Genomic DNA, 15377 nt, shown 5'->3' on the forward strand with positions numbered 1-15377 from the left:
AGTTTCCGCAAAACAATTTCTTTTTAGTTATAAGACATTCATTATCAAAGCATATTCAGGATTTATTTACACCATATAACGTCTCAAATTATATTCATTCCAAATAATCACATCCCAAAAACATCTTTTTCCACCCGTTCCGCCTACGTTTGCGGAAAGGAAAGTTAAAATTGTTTCCTATTTATTTATCCCTTTCTTTAATAGATTTTTTTCAGTTTCAATATCCCCATTTCTCCTTTTCCCGTATAAAAGAAAAATAAACTACATCACCGTGGCCCGTTTTCTGAAAAACAAACAAAAATCCCAGGGAGCTCCTCCGGGTTCCCTTATATTTATCGGAAAGCAAAAAATAGAATACACCCATATCCGGGTAACACAATACAACACAGACTATATCAAAGAAGGAAATCTCAAATCTCTGGATAAAATTTCAGAATATCTTTCCGACAATCATCTCACCTGGGTCTCCATTCAAGGTCTGCATGACACTCAACTCATCGGACAGTTGGGAAAAAAATTCGGTATCAGTTCCCTGATTCTGGAAGACATCCTGAACACAGACGAACGCCCTAAATTCATCGAAGACGACAAACACCTGTTTATCATCCTGAAATCCCTGAATTTTGACAAAAACATCTCCAAAATCCACATTGACCAAATCTCCCTGATTGTCGGAAAAAACTACCTGATTACCATCCAGGAAACCACAGAAGATTACTTCAAAGAAGTAGACCAGCGTTTATATGCCGGTCAGGGAAAAATCCGCACTTATCCCTCTGATTACCTATGCTATGCCCTAATAGATACCTTAGTAGACAACTATATCCTGAACATAGAAAAAATGGGAAATGTCATTGAAGAACAAGAAAAATTACTGCTTCATTCAGACAAAGAACTTATCGAGAACATCTACCATTACAAAACCGAATTAGCTTATATCCGGAAAAACATACGTCCGGCAAAAGAACTGATGACCCGCTTCGTCACCAGCGATTCGGAACTCATCAACGAGCGTACTTACAACTACCTGCGCGACTTAGAAGGTTTAGTCACACAAGCACTGGAAGCCATAGAAATCTATTACACCATGCTCTCCGATCAACAAAACAGTTATAATGCAACCATCAGCAACAATGTAAACGATGTCATGAAAATCCTTACTGTCTTTTCAGCCGTATTTATTCCACTCACTTTTATTGTCGGAGTATATGGCATGAACTTTAAATACATACCTTTTCTGAACTACCATTACGGCTACTTCATTTTATGGGGGATCATGCTCATCGTCACTATCCTTATGCTTATTTTCTTCAAACGCAAAAGATGGTTTTAACCTATCCGGACAGCCATTTTCAAACTACCTGAAAACCGAACTGAGCTATCCGGAGTCCTGACACCTCAATTCAATTTTCAGGGAACTATGTTCTATTTCTTGTTATTAAAACGATAACCCGCAAACACAGCACTTTCTCCCAACTCCTCCTCTATGCGAAGCAATTGGTTATATTTAGCCATACGGTCCGAACGGCTCATAGAACCGGTCTTGATTTGTCCCGAATTGGTAGCAACAGCAATATCGGCAATGGTAGCGTCCTCCGTTTCTCCGGAACGGTGTGAAGTCACTGTCGTATACCCGGCCCGTTGGGCCATTTCTATTGCATCCAATGTTTCCGTCAGAGTTCCAATCTGATTTACCTTAATTAAAATAGAATTGGCGCATCCCAGCTCTATCCCCCTTTTCAGATATTCCACATTCGTGACAAACAAATCATCCCCTACCAATTGGCAACGGTTCCCGATTCTATTGGTGAGCATTTCCCAACCGTCCCAGTCATTTTCCGCCATTCCGTCTTCAATAGAATCAATCGGATACTTATCAATCAATTCTTCAAGATACAACACCTGCTCCTCAGAAGTTCGTTTAGTTCCATCAGCACCCTCAAAAACAGAATAATCATAAATTCCATTCCGGTAAAACTCCGAAGAGGCACAGTCAAGGCCGATCATTACATCTTCGCCCGGTTTGTATCCGGCTTTCTTAATTGCTTCCAGGATTGACTCCAAAGCATCCTCAGTACCTTTCAAAACCGGTGCAAAACCACCTTCATCTCCAACCGCCGTACTCAATCCGCGCTCATGCAATACTTTTTTCAAAGTATGAAAAACCTCTGCCCCCATCTGCACAGCTTCCCGGAAAGTCTTTGCTCCCACCGGACGAATCATAAATTCCTGAAAAGCAATGGGCGAATCAGAATGAGAACCACCGTTAATAATGTTCATCATCGGAACCGGCAATAACTTTGCATTACAACCTCCGATATAACGGTAAAGCGGAATCTCCAGAGCATTCGCCGCAGCCTTTGCACAGGCCAAAGAAACTCCCAGCATGGCATTAGCACCCAAGGTTGATTTCGTTTTTGTTCCATCAAGCTTTATCAGAGTCCGGTCTATAGTAATCTGGTCCATAACATCAAATCCCAGCAAAGCATCGGCAATGACCGTATTTACATTATCCACAGCTTTTAATACTCCCTTTCCCTGATAACGTGACCTATCCCCGTCCCGGAGCTCCAAAGCTTCATGCTCACCGGTAGAAGCTCCCGAAGGTACAGCAGCCCTGCCCACTACCCCGTTTTCCAATGTTACGTCCACTTCCACTGTAGGATTTCCCCGGGAATCCAGTATCTCACGTCCTGTAATGTCAATAATATGAGTCATCATTTCATTCAGTTTAAATTCAACTAAAAAATAAATTATTCTTCTCTTCATGCAAAAAAACCTGAAAAACTCTTTTCTAAGTTTTTCAGGTTGATTTTTCCGGTCAGACCGGACCAATAATTAACGTAAAGTGATTTTCAATACGTCAGCTACAGCAGGAATCGGGAAAGTCTCACCCACTCCCGTGATCACATTATTTTCAGGAATCGGGGTTCCTCCGAAAATATACTGCGCATTTCCTGCTCCCGGATATTGGCTGACTGCCGTACCATCATCCAGCAATCTTGCAGTAGAAGTAATATCATTAGCAGTAATAGCTTTCACATCTGAGCCATTGGAATAAAACCAGTCATTAGAATAACCGAACATTGTTACATAAGCCAGTTTATCTCCGTTATAAGCAGAATATTCCACCTGAGTTTTCTCTCCCGGATACAAAGAAGTAGTTCCTGCTACATATACATTTCTGACATACGGCAATTTAGCCAATGCTTCCTTTAACTGATTTACGTTTCCGGTTTGTGCAAGAGCTTTCAACCCTATCCCCTGATCCTTTTTATCCAATTGATAAACCGGATTGATATCACCTGTATAAATCACAACCAAAGTAGGTGATAAAGTCGTAATAATACCGGTTTTATCATTCACCGCAGCATACAAATCGTTGACATTTCCATCTTCTGCCAGTTTAGTCAATTCAGCACTGGAACTTTCGCCGGGAATAAAGTAAGGTTTATCACTCAGCAATTTATTCTGCAGCACATTAGAAACAACCCATACTCCAGGAGAGAAAGGAGTTTCGTTGCTGGTATTATTAGAAATATTAGTAATAATCAATGTAAACTCAGATTTCGTCTTATCATAAGTCAATACCAGCTTCATCATTTCAGAAGCAGCCGGATAAGTATTTCCTTCGGCATCGGTACCATTAATCATTTTCACCTTATCATTTTTTGCTGTTCCGGGATGAATATTTGAAGGTCCGGGAGCTGCATTTACCCGGGTTCCGTTATCCCACAACTTTACCTTGGCAGATACGTCTCCGGTAATAGGTGTACCGTCAGCATTATACAAAGCAATACCCGGATTTTCCGGTGCAAAGAAAAGGTCATTCGAATAACCGTACATCGTGGCAAACATCAGATATTGGCCTTTGGCAGCACAAAACTTGATACTGGCAGACTCTCCCGGAACAAGAATATCGCCCGTTGCACCCTGTCCTTTAAAAGTACCGCTCTGAACAAACTCTTTCAGTGTCATCACATTCTCAATGGTAAAAATGGAGGCTTTCTCTCCAGGTGTATTATCATCGTCATCACTATGACAAGAGGTAAGTCCTATCCCTCCAGCCAATAAAGCTGCAAACAATACAGCAGGTAAAAATCTTTTTTTCATCTCTCTGTTTATTTAATTATTTGATTAATTTATACGTCAGGTTGAACGTATATTACAAAGAGAAGTTCGGGCTTTTGGATTTTTTAATGTAAAAGACAATTCTTTCAGGTTTGAACATAAAAATACCGGCCGGGAAGTAAATTTCCGGCCGGTTCTATCTGAATGTTCCTGATTATTCAGCTTTCGGAGCCTCTTCAGCAGATGTTTCAGCTGCTTTAGGAGCTTCCTCTACTACTGTTGCTTCAGCAGCTTTCTTTGCTCCTGAAGAACGACGGCGACGGGTTGCAGTTTTCTTCACTTCCTGTTTTACTTCAGTATAAGTAGCATTAAAATCTACTAACTCTATGATACAGGTTTCAGCGTTATCACCAATACGACGGCCAGTACGCAGGATTCGGGTATATCCACCGGGACGGTTAACAATCTTCGGAGCTACTTCACTGAACAATTCAGTAACAGCTTCTTTCTGTCCCAGGTAGCTGAATACTACACGGCGAGAATTCTGGTTATCGTTTTTACTTTTGGTAATCAGCGGCTCTACATACATTTTGAGCGCTTTAGCCTTAGGCACGGTTGTACTGATTCTTTTGTGAAGAATCAAAGAAGTAGCCATATTTGAAAGCATAGCCTTGCGATGTGCACTGGTTCTGCTCAGGTGATTAAATTTCTTCTTATGGTTCATGATGTTATTCCTTATCTAATTTATACTTAGAAACATCCATACCGAATTCAAGATTGTTATTTTCCAATAAAGCCTCCAATTCAGTCAGCGACTTTTTACCAAAGTTGCGGAATTTCAGCAAATCATTTTTATTGAAACGGCACAATTCTCCAAGCGTTTCTACTTCAGCAGCTTTTAAACAATTCAGCGCACGTACGGACAAGTCCATGTCAACTAATTTAGTCTTCAACAACTGGCGCATATGAAGCACTTCCTCGTCAAACTCTTCATTACCGTATTTATCCTCAGACTCCAGAGAAATCTTTTCATCAGAGAACAACATAAAATGGTGAATCAGAATCTTAGCAGCCTCCTTCAAAGCATCGGTAGGAGCAATAGAACCATCGGTTTCAATTTCCAACAACAATTTCTCATAGTCGGTTTTACCTTCCACACGATAGTTCTCAATTTCATATTTTACATTCCGGATCGGAGTATAAATGGCATCAATAGGGATAAATCCCGCTTCGGCTTCCGCCGGCATATTTTCAGTGCTGGGCACATATCCACGTCCTTTCTGGATTGTGATTTCCATCTGGAAATTTACAGAAGCGTCCATATTGCAAATCACCAAATCCGTATTCAGCACTTCAAAACCGGTGAGGAATCTGTTAATATCCCCTGCCTTAAAAGCTTCCTGTCCGGAAATCAGAACTGTCAGCTTCTCATCCTCAACATCTTCCACTTTTCTTTTAAAGCGAACCTGTTTCAGATTCAGAATAATCTCAGTAACGTCTTCAATTACCCCTGGGATAGTGGCAAACTCATGTTCTACACCATGTATTTTAATGCCGGTAATCGCGAAGCCTTCCAATGAAGACAGTAGGATTCTGCGCAACGGATTACCAATAGTGATTCCGTAACCTGGCTCCAACGGACGAAATTCGAATTTTCCGAACTTGTCTGTAGATTCGAGCATGATTACTTTATCCGGTTTCTGGAAAGCTAATATTGCCATAAATATCTTTAATTTATTACTTAGAATACAATTCTACGATTAACTGCTCTTTGATATTCTCCGGAATATCTGTCCTTTCCGGAACATTCAACAGTTTGCCACTCATGGAAGCTCCGTCCCATTCCAACCATGAATATTTGCTCACCCGATTGCTGCGCAAACTTTCCTCAATCACCTCAAGAGCTTTTGATTTTTCGCGTACTGCAACAATATCACCGGCTTTCACTGCAGCAGAAGGTATATTACAAACCCCTCCGTTCACCGTAATGTGACGGTGAGATACCAACTGGCGGGCAGCTGCCCGCGTAGGAGCAATACCTAAACGATAAACTACATTATCCAGACGGCATTCCAACATCTGCAACAACACTTCACCTGTAACACCTCCGGCACGTTCTGCTTTTTCAAACAAAATGCGGAATTGCTTTTCCAGCAAACCGTAAGTATATTTTGCTTTTTGTTTTTCTTTCAACTGAATACCATATTCAGAGATTTTTCTGCGACGACGAGCCAAACCATGTTGTCCGGACGGATAATTTCTCCGTTCCAGTGCTTTATCCGGTCCGTAAATGGGCTCACCGAACTTTCTTGCTATTTTAGACTTAGGTCCTGTATATCTAGCCATTTCTTTTAAATTTTTGATTTCAGATTTTAACTTCAGATTTCCTTCCGATTTCCGACCTTATTCGTTAATCGTAAATCTTTCATCCTCAATCTGACACGTTCACTAAATAATTAAACTCTTCTACGTTTAGGAGGCCGGCAACCATTGTGAGGCAGCGGAGTAACGTCAATAATTTCAGCTACTTCAATCCCACTCGCGTGGATAGAACGGATAGCTGATTCACGACCGTTTCCAGGGCCGGAAACATATACTTTAGCTTTACGCATACCCAGGTCAAATGCAACTTTAGCGCAATCGGCTGCTGCCATCTGTGCTGCATACGGAGTGTTCTTTTTAGATCCTCTGAATCCCATCTTTCCGGCTGAAGACCATGAAATCACCTGTCCGGTGGAATTGGTCAAAGAAATGATGATGTTATTAAATGAGGAATGAACGTGTGCTTGTCCCACGGCTTCTACTTTAACCAGCCGCTTCTTGTTACTTGATGTAGACTTCTTTGCCATAATTCAACTCAATTATTTAGTTGCTTTTTTCTTATTAGCAACAGTTTTCTTCTTACCCTTACGTGTACGGGCATTGTTCTTGGTACTCTGACCTCTTACCGGCAATCCGAGACGATGACGGATTCCACGGTAACAACCGATATCCATCAGTCGTTTAATGTTCATCTGAACGGTTGATCTCAACTCACCTTCGACTTTGTACTCCGATCCGATAATCTTACGTACAGCCCCGAGCTGGTCATCGTTCCAGTCTTTCACCTTAAGGTCATAATCGATGCCGGCTTCACTCAGGATAGCGCGGGCACTACTTCTACCTATACCATAGATATAGGTTAAGGCTATTTCTCCTCTTTTGTTTGAGGGTAAATCTACACCTACGATTCTTGCCATAAATCTTTTTAATTTAACTAAATGAATGATTAACCCTGACGCATTTTAAACTTAGGGTTCTTTTTGTTAATGACGTACAAAACGCCTTTTCTTCTTACAATCTTGCAATCGTCATTACGTTTCTTAATGGACGCTTTTACCTTCATGGTTATTTAATTTGAAATTAAAATTCTTAATTCTTATATCTGAATGTAATCCGGCCCTTGGTCAGGTCATAAGGTGACATATCCACCCTTACCTTATCCCCGGGAAGGATTTTAATATAATGCATACGCATCTTTCCGGAAATATGAGCTGTAATCACATGCCCGTTTTCCAATTCAACCCTGAACATCGCATTCGATAATGCTTCTGTTATTACCCCATCCTGCTCTATTGACGGCTGTTTTGCCATAAACAATATTGATTTATATTAATGCTTTTTCCACAAATTCAAACGAAGACAGTATGTCTGCCCCGTCCTTACCAATTGCCACCGTATGCTCAAAATGAGCAGAAGGCATCTTATCCCTGGTACAGATTGTCCAACCGTCCCGGTCCTGATAAACATGCCGTTTCCCCAGATTTATCATAGGCTCAATGGCAATAACCATTCCCTCCTTCAACTTCATCCCTTGCCCCCGATGACCATAATTCGGCACCTGAGGTTCTTCATGCAAATCCCGTCCCACACCATGTCCTACCATCTCACGCACTACGGAAAATCCCTCTGCTTCACAGTGAGACTGCACAGCATAGCCGATATCCCCGATACGCATTCCCGCAACTGCCTTCTCAATACCCTTATATAAACTCTCCTTGGTCACGCGCAACAACTTTCTGACCTCTTCTGCCACTTCCCCTACCTCAAAAGTGTAGGCGCTGTCACCGTAAAAACCATTCTTCAATGTCCCGCAATCCACAGAAACCACATCCCCTTCCTTCAAAACACATTGGGCAGACGGAATACCATGTACCACAACATCATTTACCGAAATACAAAGTGTATTGGGAAATCCCCCATATCCTTTAAATCCCGGTTCCGCCCCGTGAGAACGGATAAACTCCTCTGCTATACGATCCAGTTCTAATGTAGAAATCCCCGGACGGATGTGCTTTGCCACCTCGCCCAGAGTCATCCCTACCAAAAGATTACTTTCCCTCAGTAATTCAATCTCTTCTCTGGTCTTTACCAAAATCATGGCGCGAAATTACAAAAAAAAACTCAACCCACAAACTCCGTGCTTACTTTAGATTTAAAAATTCAGATTTACGATTAAATTCCACTAGAATCCAATCGTAAATCATAAATCTATTTCATCAATCAATAAGCAGCCGGACCACCCGGTGTTTTTCCTTTTATTCTTCCCGTCTTCATCAAACCGTCGTAATGACGCATCAACAAATGGGATTCAATTTGCTGTAAGGTATCTAATACTACTCCCACCAAAATCAACAATGAAGTACCTCCATAAAACTGAGAGAATTGATTATTGACTCCCGCCATAGTAGCAAAAGCCGGCAATATAGCTACAATCCCCAGGAAAATAGAACCTGGCAAAGTAATCCTTGACATAATCGTATCCAAAAACTCCATGGTCTTCCGGCCGGGTTTTACTCCCGGTATGAAACCTCCGTTCTTCTTCATATCCTCTGCCATTTGCATCGGATTAACCGTAATTGCAGTATAAAAATAGGTAAACGCAACAATCAGGACAAAGAATGTGAAATTATACCAGAATCCCGTAAAATTAGAGAATGCAGCTACAAAACCCGACAAAGACTCGGAAGATGCATAATTGGCAAAAGATATAGGCAGCAACATCAATGCCTGAGCAAAGATAATAGGCATTACCCCTGCTGCATTTATCTTCAAGGGAATATACTGACGGACTCCTCCGTACTGTTTATTGCCTACAATACGTTTGGCATACTGTACAGGCACCTTTCGGGTTCCCTGTACCAACAATATACTACCGCAAAATACAAAGAACAATACTACAATCTCAATAATAAAGGCGATAATTCCTCCTCCCTGCTGACTCACCCTGGCACCGAATTCCGCAACTACACCGAAAGGCAAACGGGCAACAATACCAATCATGATAATGATAGAAACACCATTACCGATACCTTTATCCGTGATCTTCTCTCCCAGCCACAGCACAAACATAGAACCTGCTGCCAGAACAGCTACGGAAAATGCCGTAAACAACCAGCCTTTCAGCAAAAAGTATTCAGGCTGGATTTGCATATGCAAGTTGGTAAGATACGCAGAACCTTGTAAAATCAGAATCAAAACAGTCAGGTAACGGGTAATCTGATTAATCTTCCGGCGTCCGCTCTCACCTTCCCGCTGCATCCTTTGAAAATAAGGAACGGCTATCCCCAGCAACTGAACCACGATAGAGGCAGAGATATAAGGCATAATTCCCAAAGCAAAAATAGAAGCATTTGAGAAAGCACCTCCCGAAAACATATCCAGCAATCCCAACACTCCGGTAGAGGTTTGTTCCTTCAAAGCAGCCAGACCGGCAGGATCAATACCAGGTATCACAATCTCTGTTCCAAGCCTGTAAACGAGAATCAACCCGAGAGTCGTCAGAATCCGGGTTTTCAATTCCTCAATTTTCCAAATGTTCTTTAATGTATCAAATAACTTCATAAGTCCATAATTTATAAGTTTATAAAGCCTATAAAGTTTATAAAGCCTGTAAAGTTATAAAGCCACATGACCTTACGAACCTTATAAACCTTATAAACTTTATGAAACTTCATAAGCCCGTTTCGTTTTACAAAACGACAACAGAGCCACCGGCAGCTTCAATCGCTTCGACAGCTTTTTTAGAGAACGCATTCGCTTTTACTTCCAGTTTTGCAGTGATAACACCATCACCCAATACCTTCAGCAATTCGTTCTTGTTCAGCAAACCAGCATTAATCAATATATCCCGGTCAATCATTTCCAGGTTATCTCTTTCAGCCAAAGCCTGCAACATATTTACATTGATTGCTTTAAAAGCTACACGATTAATATTTTTAAAACCGAATTTCGGTACCCGTCTCTGCAAAGGCATCTGACCTCCCTCAAAACCAATTTTCATATGATAACCTGATCTTGATTTAGCTCCTTTATGTCCTCTTGTAGAAGTACCTCCTTTTCCGGAACCCTGTCCGCGGCCGATTCTCTTTTCGCGGTGAATCGATCCGCTAGCCGGTTTTAAGCTACTTAAATCCATTGTATTTAGTCCTTAAAATGTTTAACAATATTACTTTACTTCTTCCACGCGAACCAGATGGCTGATTTTTGCCACCATGCCCAGGATCTGCGGAGTAGCTTCTTTCTCTACACTGCTGTTGGTCTTCTTCAATCCCAATGCCTGAATAGTGCCAACCTGAGTTTTATCGCTACCGATTTTACTTTTTACAAGTGTGATTTTAATCTTTGCCATGATCCTCAAATATTATCCGTTAAACACTTTATCCAGACTAACCCCTCTCTGGGCAGCAATCGTACGTGCATCACGCATTTCTTTCAATGCCGCAATAGTTGCTTTCACCAAATTATGAGGGTTGGACGAACCTTTGCTCTTAGCCAATACATCATGAATACCTGCACTCTCCAATACGGCACGCATAGCACCTCCAGCCACCAAACCGGTACCGGAAGAAGCCGGCTGCATATAAACCTGAGCTCCGCCAAAACGGGCAACTTGCTCGTGCGGAATCGTTCCTTTCAATACAGGCACTTTAATCAGGTTTTTCTTTGCTGCTTCAATACCTTTAGAAATAGCAGTAGTCACTTCATTCGCTTTTCCTAAGCCCCAGCCTACAATACCATTCTCGTCACCTACAACCACAATAGCCGCAAAACTGAAGGTACGACCACCTTTTGTAACTTTGGTCACACGATTGATAGCCACCAATCTGTCCTTTAATTCCAAGTCAGTATTATTTACTTTCTGTTCCATTCTGCTAACTTATTAAAAATTAAGACCTCCGTTACGGGCTGCATCTGCCAATGCTTTCACCCTGCCATGATACAAATAACCGTTACGGTCGAAAACAACCACATCGATACCAGCAGCTTTCGCTTTTTCAGCAATAGCAGTACCAACGAATCCCGCCTGTTCAATCTTGGTTCCTTTTTTCTCTGCAATCTCCTTTGATAAAGAGGAAACAGATACCAAGGTCTTACCTGCCTTGTCATCAATCAACTGAACAGAAATCTGCGTATTTGAACGATAAACACTCATACGGGGACGTTCAGCAGTTCCGGAGACAATCTTACGGATTCTCCGTTTTATTCTTAATCTTCTTTCTTCTTTCGTTAAAGCCATAACTTTTTACCTCTTTAGTAATTAAACTTTAGCTGACTTACCAGCTTTCCGGCGAACCTCTTCACCAACGAAGCGGATACCTTTCCCTTTGTAAGGTTCAGGTTTACGGAAAGAACGGATCTTTGCAGCCACCTGACCGATCAGCTGTTTGTCACAGCTCTCAAGGGTGATAATCGGGTTAGCACGTTTTTCAGTTACAGCTGAAACTTTTACTTCTGCCGGCAATTGCAAGAAAATAGAGTGAGAATATCCCAACCCCAATTCAAGCACCTGGCCTTCAGCATTAGCACGGAAACCTACACCTACTAATTCCTGTTTTATAGTATAACCTTCAGAAACACCTACTACCATATTATGCAGTAATGCACGGTAAAGACCATGCTGTGCTTTATGTTCCTTATCTTCAGTGTGACGTTGTACGTGCACTTCATTTCCTTCAATGGCAACAGTCAGGTCAGAACTTACTTTCTGGGAAAGCTGTCCCTTCGGACCTTTCACTGTGACGGTATTATCCGGACTTACTGCTACAGTAACTCCTTGTGGTATATGAATCGGTAATTTCCCTATACGTGACATCTCTTCTTCACTTTAAAATTAATACACATAACACAATACCTCACCGCCTACATTCCGTTGACGAGCTTCCTTGTCAGTCATCACTCCCATAGAAGTAGACAAGATAGCAATACCCAATCCGTTTAATACGCGAGGCATCTCCTCCACATTCGTATAACGGCGTAAACCGGGTTTTGATATACGTACCAGAGATTTGATTGCCGGTACCTTTGTCTCAGGGTGATACTTTAAAGCGATTTTAATATTGCTTCTCACTCCATCCTGCTCACATTTATAATTCAGGATATATCCTTTTTCTTTCAGGATTTTGGTCATTTCGAGTTTCAATTTAGAACCCGGGATTTCAACCACTTTATGACCAACACTTACCGCATTCCGGATGCGGGTAAGGAAATCTGCTATTGGATCTGTCATCTCTTTTCGTTTTTAATAATAATTACCAACTAGCCTTTTTAACTCCAGGTATCAATCCTTGTGAAGCCATTTCACGGAACTGAATACGGCTGATACCAAACTGTCTCATATAACCTCTGGGACGTCCTGTCAGCTTACAACGGTTGTGCAAGCGGATCGGATTTGAGTTTCTCGGCAGGAGACTCAGTGCGGCATAGTCACCTTCCTCTTTTAATTTTGCTCGTTTCGCAGCGTACTTTTCTACCAATTTTGCACGCTTCACCTCACGGGCTTTCATTGATTCTTTTGCCATTTCGCTTTGTTTTTAGTTCTTTTTAAATGGTAATCCAAATTCTCTGAGCAGAGCAAAACCTTCTTCGTCGGTATTAGCCGAAGTCACAAATGTAATGTTCATACCCATGATTTTATGCACTGAATCCAGCACAATTTCAGGGAATATGATCTGCTCTTCGAGACCCAATGTATAATTGCCTTTTCCATCAAGCTTGCTATTAATACCCTTAAAATCGCGGATACGCGGCAGGGCACTCGTAATCAATCTCTCCAGAAACTCATACATTCTTTCTTTCCGTAAAGTCACTTTCACACCAATTGGCATGCCTTTACGCAATTTAAAGTTAGATACGTCTTTTGTTGATTTACCTACAACAGCTTTCTGACCTGTTATCGCGGTAATCTCATTCAATGAGAATTCCAGGATTTTCTTATCCTGAATAGCTGAACCTACTCCCTGGTTGATTACTATCTTCTCCAAACGGGGAGCCTGCATAACTGACTTGTATCCGAATTCCTTCATCAAAGTCGGTACAATTTCTTCGTTATACTTTGTCTTAAGATTTGGTACGTATTTCATTTATTTTAACATAATTTTGATTCACGATTGACAGTTTACACACCTAAGCCTACCGAAAATCAGATTTTCAGGCGGCAAAGGTATAAAATATTTTCAACAAATCACTTCGTAAATCCATTTTCTGTTTTAAATTTACGACTCATGACTGAGCAGAGACCCAATCATAAATCGTAAACTATAATCATTTCAGGATTTCTCCCGATTTTTTAGCATATCTGACGAGATTGCCTTTTTCGTCCAATTTACGTCCGATGCGAGTCGGTTTGTTCGTAGAAGGATCTATCACATTCAGATTAGAAATATGGATCGGAGCCTCCTGTTTGATGATACCTCCTTGCGGATGCTTGGCATTCGGTTTCGTATGCTTGCTCACCAGGTTGATACCTTCTACAATGGCCCTTTCCTTCTCCGGTAAAACCTCCAGCACCTTGCCCTGCTTCCCTTTATCTTCACCGGAGTTCACCTGCACTAAATCGCCTTTCTTAATATGAAATTTTCTATTCATCGTTTTTACATTTTAGATTTCAGATTTACGATTTGTCTGCCATTGCATTCAATCGTAAACCATAAATCGTAAATTATTAAAGTACCTCGGGGGCTAACGAAACAATTTTCGTATAACCTTCACGAACTTCACGGGCTACAGGTCCGAAAATACGGGTTCCTCTCATTTCACCGGCATTGTTCAACAACACACAAGCATTGTCGTCAAAGCGGATATAAGAACCATCCGGCCGTCTGTATTCTTTAGTCACACGTACTACCACAGCTTTGCTAACAGTTCCCTGTTTAATTTCACCATTAGGCAGCGCGCTTTTTACAGCAACAACGATTTTATCGCCGACACGTGCATATCTTTTTCCGGTACCACCCAGAACACGGATACAAAGCACTTCCTTGGCACCGCTGTTGTCTGCTACTGATAATCTGGTTTCCTGTTGTATCATGATTACTTCGCTCTTTCAATGATTTCAACTAATCTCCATCTCTTCATTTTACTCAAAGGACGGGTTTCCATAATTCTCACGGTATCACCGATATTACACTCATTTTTCTCATCATGAGCGGTGAACTTTTTGGTCTTCTTTACGAATTTACCATAAATCGGGTGTTTCTCCTTAAAGTGTACAGCAACGGTGATAGTTTTATCCATCTTATTGCTCAGCACCAGACCGATACGTTCTTTTCTAAGATTTCTTTCTTCCATTGCTTTACTTCTTTTCAGTTAATTCTCTCTTACGTATTTCAGTCATCATACGGGCGATAGTCTTACGGGCAGCACGAATCTGCATCGGGTTCTCCATCGGGGTAATCGTATGATTCATAGTCAGCTTATTCAGAGCAGCCTTTTCAGTTTCTACTCTTTCTTTAAGCTCAGCTGTGGTCATCTCTATAATTTCTGAATTTTTCATCTCTCTGACAAATTAATTTTTTACACTTAATAGCCGGAAGACTATTCTTCTACATAGTCACGTCTAACCACAAACTTTGTCGTAATAGGTAATTTCTGTGCTGCAAGACGTAAAGCCTCTTTTGCCACTGCATAAGGAACACCGTCTGCTTCGAAAAGAATTCTTCCCGGAGTTACAGGTGCTACAAATCCCTCTGGGTTACCTTTACCTTTACCCATACGTACTTCGGCTGGTTTCTTGGTAATCGGCTTATCAGGGAATATGCGAATCCAAATCTGTCCCTGACGTTGCATATAACGGGTTACTGCAACACGGGCAGCTTCTATCTGGCGTCCTTCGATCCATTTTTCTTCCAACGCCTTAATACCGAAAGATCCGAATGCAAGTTGATTGCCTCTCTGGGCATTCCCCTTCATTCTGCCTTTCTGGCTTCTTCTAAATTTAGTCCTTTTCGGCTGTAACATAGCTCTTTGTTTAATTGATTAAAAGACTA

The 15377-nt window shown here is 41.4% G+C and carries 25 protein-coding genes; 1 reads left to right on the top strand and 24 read right to left on the bottom strand.

Annotated elements, in window-relative coordinates; all coding sequences use genetic code 11:
- Positions 1 to 271: 271 nt before the first annotated feature.
- The gene (corA, locus tag D1136_RS03920) at positions 272 to 1333 is read left to right on the top strand and encodes a magnesium/cobalt transporter CorA (protein WP_161876327.1); all 1062 of its coding nucleotides are present in this window, start codon (positions 272 to 274) and stop codon (positions 1331 to 1333) included.
- A 92-nt stretch (positions 1334 to 1425) separates the two neighbouring features.
- On the opposite strand, the gene eno is transcribed toward corA, so the two are convergent.
- The 24 genes from eno to rplP all read right to left on the bottom strand — a co-directional run bounded on the left by eno (position 1426) and on the right by rplP (position 15348).
- Positions 1426 to 2718: a phosphopyruvate hydratase gene (gene eno, locus D1136_RS03925; RefSeq protein WP_161876531.1), complete on the bottom strand. Its 1293-nt coding sequence runs from the start codon at positions 2716 to 2718 to the stop codon at positions 1426 to 1428.
- Between the two features lie 120 nt (positions 2719 to 2838).
- Positions 2839 to 4113 carry a spondin domain-containing protein gene (locus D1136_RS03930; protein ID WP_161876328.1) on the bottom strand — a complete coding sequence of 425 codons (1275 nt, stop codon included), beginning with the start codon at positions 4111 to 4113 and terminating at the stop codon, positions 2839 to 2841.
- Between the two features lie 172 nt (positions 4114 to 4285).
- Positions 4286 to 4795 (bottom strand): 50S ribosomal protein L17, encoded by a 510-nt coding sequence (rplQ, locus tag D1136_RS03935; RefSeq protein ID WP_161876329.1) that lies wholly within the window; start codon positions 4793 to 4795, stop codon positions 4286 to 4288.
- Positions 4796 to 4799: 4 nt separating this feature from the next.
- The gene (locus tag D1136_RS03940; RefSeq protein WP_161876330.1) at positions 4800 to 5792 is read right to left on the bottom strand and encodes a DNA-directed RNA polymerase subunit alpha; all 993 of its coding nucleotides are present in this window, start codon (positions 5790 to 5792) and stop codon (positions 4800 to 4802) included.
- A 16-nt stretch (positions 5793 to 5808) separates the two neighbouring features.
- The gene (rpsD, locus tag D1136_RS03945; RefSeq protein ID WP_161876331.1) at positions 5809 to 6417 is read right to left on the bottom strand and encodes a 30S ribosomal protein S4; all 609 of its coding nucleotides are present in this window, start codon (positions 6415 to 6417) and stop codon (positions 5809 to 5811) included.
- A 110-nt stretch (positions 6418 to 6527) separates the two neighbouring features.
- A complete protein-coding gene (gene rpsK, locus D1136_RS03950; protein WP_013612498.1) occupies positions 6528 to 6920 on the bottom strand; it encodes a 30S ribosomal protein S11 in 393 nt (130 codons plus the stop codon).
- Positions 6921 to 6932: 12 nt separating this feature from the next.
- On the bottom strand, positions 6933 to 7310 hold the full coding sequence (gene rpsM, locus D1136_RS03955; RefSeq protein ID WP_161876332.1) for a 30S ribosomal protein S13: 378 nt from the start codon (positions 7308 to 7310) through the stop codon (positions 6933 to 6935).
- A gap of 29 nt (positions 7311 to 7339) precedes the next feature.
- The gene (gene rpmJ, locus D1136_RS03960; protein ID WP_161876333.1) at positions 7340 to 7456 is read right to left on the bottom strand and encodes a 50S ribosomal protein L36; all 117 of its coding nucleotides are present in this window, start codon (positions 7454 to 7456) and stop codon (positions 7340 to 7342) included.
- A gap of 26 nt (positions 7457 to 7482) precedes the next feature.
- On the bottom strand, positions 7483 to 7704 hold the full coding sequence (infA, locus tag D1136_RS03965) for a translation initiation factor IF-1 (protein WP_161876334.1): 222 nt from the start codon (positions 7702 to 7704) through the stop codon (positions 7483 to 7485).
- 13 nt (positions 7705 to 7717) lie between these two features.
- On the bottom strand, positions 7718 to 8491 hold the full coding sequence (map, locus tag D1136_RS03970) for a type I methionyl aminopeptidase (RefSeq protein ID WP_161876335.1): 774 nt from the start codon (positions 8489 to 8491) through the stop codon (positions 7718 to 7720).
- Positions 8492 to 8613: 122 nt separating this feature from the next.
- The gene (gene secY, locus D1136_RS03975) at positions 8614 to 9954 is read right to left on the bottom strand and encodes a preprotein translocase subunit SecY (protein WP_161876336.1); all 1341 of its coding nucleotides are present in this window, start codon (positions 9952 to 9954) and stop codon (positions 8614 to 8616) included.
- A gap of 127 nt (positions 9955 to 10081) precedes the next feature.
- The gene (gene rplO, locus D1136_RS03980; protein ID WP_161876337.1) at positions 10082 to 10528 is read right to left on the bottom strand and encodes a 50S ribosomal protein L15; all 447 of its coding nucleotides are present in this window, start codon (positions 10526 to 10528) and stop codon (positions 10082 to 10084) included.
- A gap of 30 nt (positions 10529 to 10558) precedes the next feature.
- Complete coding sequence (gene rpmD, locus D1136_RS03985) at positions 10559 to 10741, bottom strand: 50S ribosomal protein L30 (RefSeq protein WP_013612505.1); 183 nt, start codon at positions 10739 to 10741, stop codon at positions 10559 to 10561.
- A 12-nt stretch (positions 10742 to 10753) separates the two neighbouring features.
- Positions 10754 to 11260: a 30S ribosomal protein S5 gene (gene rpsE / locus D1136_RS03990; protein ID WP_161876338.1), complete on the bottom strand. Its 507-nt coding sequence runs from the start codon at positions 11258 to 11260 to the stop codon at positions 10754 to 10756.
- 12 nt (positions 11261 to 11272) lie between these two features.
- A complete protein-coding gene (gene rplR, locus D1136_RS03995; RefSeq protein ID WP_161876339.1) occupies positions 11273 to 11629 on the bottom strand; it encodes a 50S ribosomal protein L18 in 357 nt (118 codons plus the stop codon).
- A 21-nt stretch (positions 11630 to 11650) separates the two neighbouring features.
- Entirely contained in the window at positions 11651 to 12205 is a 555-nt protein-coding gene (rplF, locus tag D1136_RS04000; RefSeq protein WP_161876340.1) for a 50S ribosomal protein L6, read from the bottom strand.
- An 18-nt stretch (positions 12206 to 12223) separates the two neighbouring features.
- Positions 12224 to 12619 (bottom strand): 30S ribosomal protein S8, encoded by a 396-nt coding sequence (rpsH, locus tag D1136_RS04005; protein ID WP_161876341.1) that lies wholly within the window; start codon positions 12617 to 12619, stop codon positions 12224 to 12226.
- A gap of 22 nt (positions 12620 to 12641) precedes the next feature.
- Positions 12642 to 12911: a 30S ribosomal protein S14 gene (gene rpsN, locus D1136_RS04010; protein ID WP_013612510.1), complete on the bottom strand. Its 270-nt coding sequence runs from the start codon at positions 12909 to 12911 to the stop codon at positions 12642 to 12644.
- A 12-nt stretch (positions 12912 to 12923) separates the two neighbouring features.
- Positions 12924 to 13472: a 50S ribosomal protein L5 gene (gene rplE / locus D1136_RS04015; protein ID WP_161876342.1), complete on the bottom strand. Its 549-nt coding sequence runs from the start codon at positions 13470 to 13472 to the stop codon at positions 12924 to 12926.
- Between the two features lie 181 nt (positions 13473 to 13653).
- Positions 13654 to 13977 (bottom strand): 50S ribosomal protein L24, encoded by a 324-nt coding sequence (rplX, locus tag D1136_RS04020; RefSeq protein ID WP_161876343.1) that lies wholly within the window; start codon positions 13975 to 13977, stop codon positions 13654 to 13656.
- A gap of 76 nt (positions 13978 to 14053) precedes the next feature.
- Positions 14054 to 14419: a 50S ribosomal protein L14 gene (gene rplN / locus D1136_RS04025; protein ID WP_161876344.1), complete on the bottom strand. Its 366-nt coding sequence runs from the start codon at positions 14417 to 14419 to the stop codon at positions 14054 to 14056.
- A gap of 2 nt (positions 14420 to 14421) precedes the next feature.
- Positions 14422 to 14679 (bottom strand): 30S ribosomal protein S17, encoded by a 258-nt coding sequence (rpsQ, locus tag D1136_RS04030; RefSeq protein ID WP_161876345.1) that lies wholly within the window; start codon positions 14677 to 14679, stop codon positions 14422 to 14424.
- 4 nt (positions 14680 to 14683) lie between these two features.
- Entirely contained in the window at positions 14684 to 14884 is a 201-nt protein-coding gene (rpmC, locus tag D1136_RS04035; RefSeq protein ID WP_161876346.1) for a 50S ribosomal protein L29, read from the bottom strand.
- A 41-nt stretch (positions 14885 to 14925) separates the two neighbouring features.
- Entirely contained in the window at positions 14926 to 15348 is a 423-nt protein-coding gene (gene rplP / locus D1136_RS04040; RefSeq protein WP_161876347.1) for a 50S ribosomal protein L16, read from the bottom strand.
- Between the last annotated feature and the right edge of the window lie 29 nt (positions 15349 to 15377).

Origin of the sequence: Odoribacter sp. Z80, from assembly GCF_009935865.1 — a bacterium.
Lineage (GTDB): Bacteria > Bacteroidota > Bacteroidia > Bacteroidales > Marinifilaceae > Odoribacter.

What these genes read in the sequence shown, in the direction of transcription:
- eno (WP_161876531.1), bottom strand. Translation starts at nt 2,718, where the DNA reads ATGACTCATATTATTGACATTACAGGACGTGAGATACTGGATTCCCGG.
- D1136_RS03930 (WP_161876328.1), bottom strand. Translation starts at nt 4,113, where the DNA reads ATGAAAAAAAGATTTTTACCTGCTGTATTGTTTGCAGCTTTATTGGCT.
- rplQ (WP_161876329.1), bottom strand. Translation starts at nt 4,795, where the DNA reads ATGAACCATAAGAAGAAATTTAATCACCTGAGCAGAACCAGTGCACAT.
- D1136_RS03940 (WP_161876330.1), bottom strand. Translation starts at nt 5,792, where the DNA reads ATGGCAATATTAGCTTTCCAGAAACCGGATAAAGTAATCATGCTCGAA.
- rpsD (WP_161876331.1), bottom strand. Translation starts at nt 6,417, where the DNA reads ATGGCTAGATATACAGGACCTAAGTCTAAAATAGCAAGAAAGTTCGGT.
- rpsK (WP_013612498.1), bottom strand. Translation starts at nt 6,920, where the DNA reads ATGGCAAAGAAGTCTACATCAAGTAACAAGAAGCGGCTGGTTAAAGTA.
- rpsM (WP_161876332.1), bottom strand. Translation starts at nt 7,310, where the DNA reads ATGGCAAGAATCGTAGGTGTAGATTTACCCTCAAACAAAAGAGGAGAA.
- rpmJ (WP_161876333.1), bottom strand. Translation starts at nt 7,456, where the DNA reads ATGAAGGTAAAAGCGTCCATTAAGAAACGTAATGACGATTGCAAGATT.
- infA (WP_161876334.1), bottom strand. Translation starts at nt 7,704, where the DNA reads ATGGCAAAACAGCCGTCAATAGAGCAGGATGGGGTAATAACAGAAGCA.
- map (WP_161876335.1), bottom strand. Translation starts at nt 8,491, where the DNA reads ATGATTTTGGTAAAGACCAGAGAAGAGATTGAATTACTGAGGGAAAGT.
- secY (WP_161876336.1), bottom strand. Translation starts at nt 9,954, where the DNA reads ATGAAGTTATTTGATACATTAAAGAACATTTGGAAAATTGAGGAATTG.
- rplO (WP_161876337.1), bottom strand. Translation starts at nt 10,528, where the DNA reads ATGGATTTAAGTAGCTTAAAACCGGCTAGCGGATCGATTCACCGCGAA.
- rpmD (WP_013612505.1), bottom strand. Translation starts at nt 10,741, where the DNA reads ATGGCAAAGATTAAAATCACACTTGTAAAAAGTAAAATCGGTAGCGAT.
- rpsE (WP_161876338.1), bottom strand. Translation starts at nt 11,260, where the DNA reads ATGGAACAGAAAGTAAATAATACTGACTTGGAATTAAAGGACAGATTG.
- rplR (WP_161876339.1), bottom strand. Translation starts at nt 11,629, where the DNA reads ATGGCTTTAACGAAAGAAGAAAGAAGATTAAGAATAAAACGGAGAATC.
- rplF (WP_161876340.1), bottom strand. Translation starts at nt 12,205, where the DNA reads ATGTCACGTATAGGGAAATTACCGATTCATATACCACAAGGAGTTACT.
- rpsH (WP_161876341.1), bottom strand. Translation starts at nt 12,619, where the DNA reads ATGACAGATCCAATAGCAGATTTCCTTACCCGCATCCGGAATGCGGTA.
- rpsN (WP_013612510.1), bottom strand. Translation starts at nt 12,911, where the DNA reads ATGGCAAAAGAATCAATGAAAGCCCGTGAGGTGAAGCGTGCAAAATTG.
- rplE (WP_161876342.1), bottom strand. Translation starts at nt 13,472, where the DNA reads ATGAAATACGTACCAAATCTTAAGACAAAGTATAACGAAGAAATTGTA.
- rplX (WP_161876343.1), bottom strand. Translation starts at nt 13,977, where the DNA reads ATGAATAGAAAATTTCATATTAAGAAAGGCGATTTAGTGCAGGTGAAC.
- rplN (WP_161876344.1), bottom strand. Translation starts at nt 14,419, where the DNA reads ATGATACAACAGGAAACCAGATTATCAGTAGCAGACAACAGCGGTGCC.
- rpsQ (WP_161876345.1), bottom strand. Translation starts at nt 14,679, where the DNA reads ATGGAAGAAAGAAATCTTAGAAAAGAACGTATCGGTCTGGTGCTGAGC.
- rpmC (WP_161876346.1), bottom strand. Translation starts at nt 14,884, where the DNA reads ATGAAAAATTCAGAAATTATAGAGATGACCACAGCTGAGCTTAAAGAA.
- rplP (WP_161876347.1), bottom strand. Translation starts at nt 15,348, where the DNA reads ATGTTACAGCCGAAAAGGACTAAATTTAGAAGAAGCCAGAAAGGCAGA.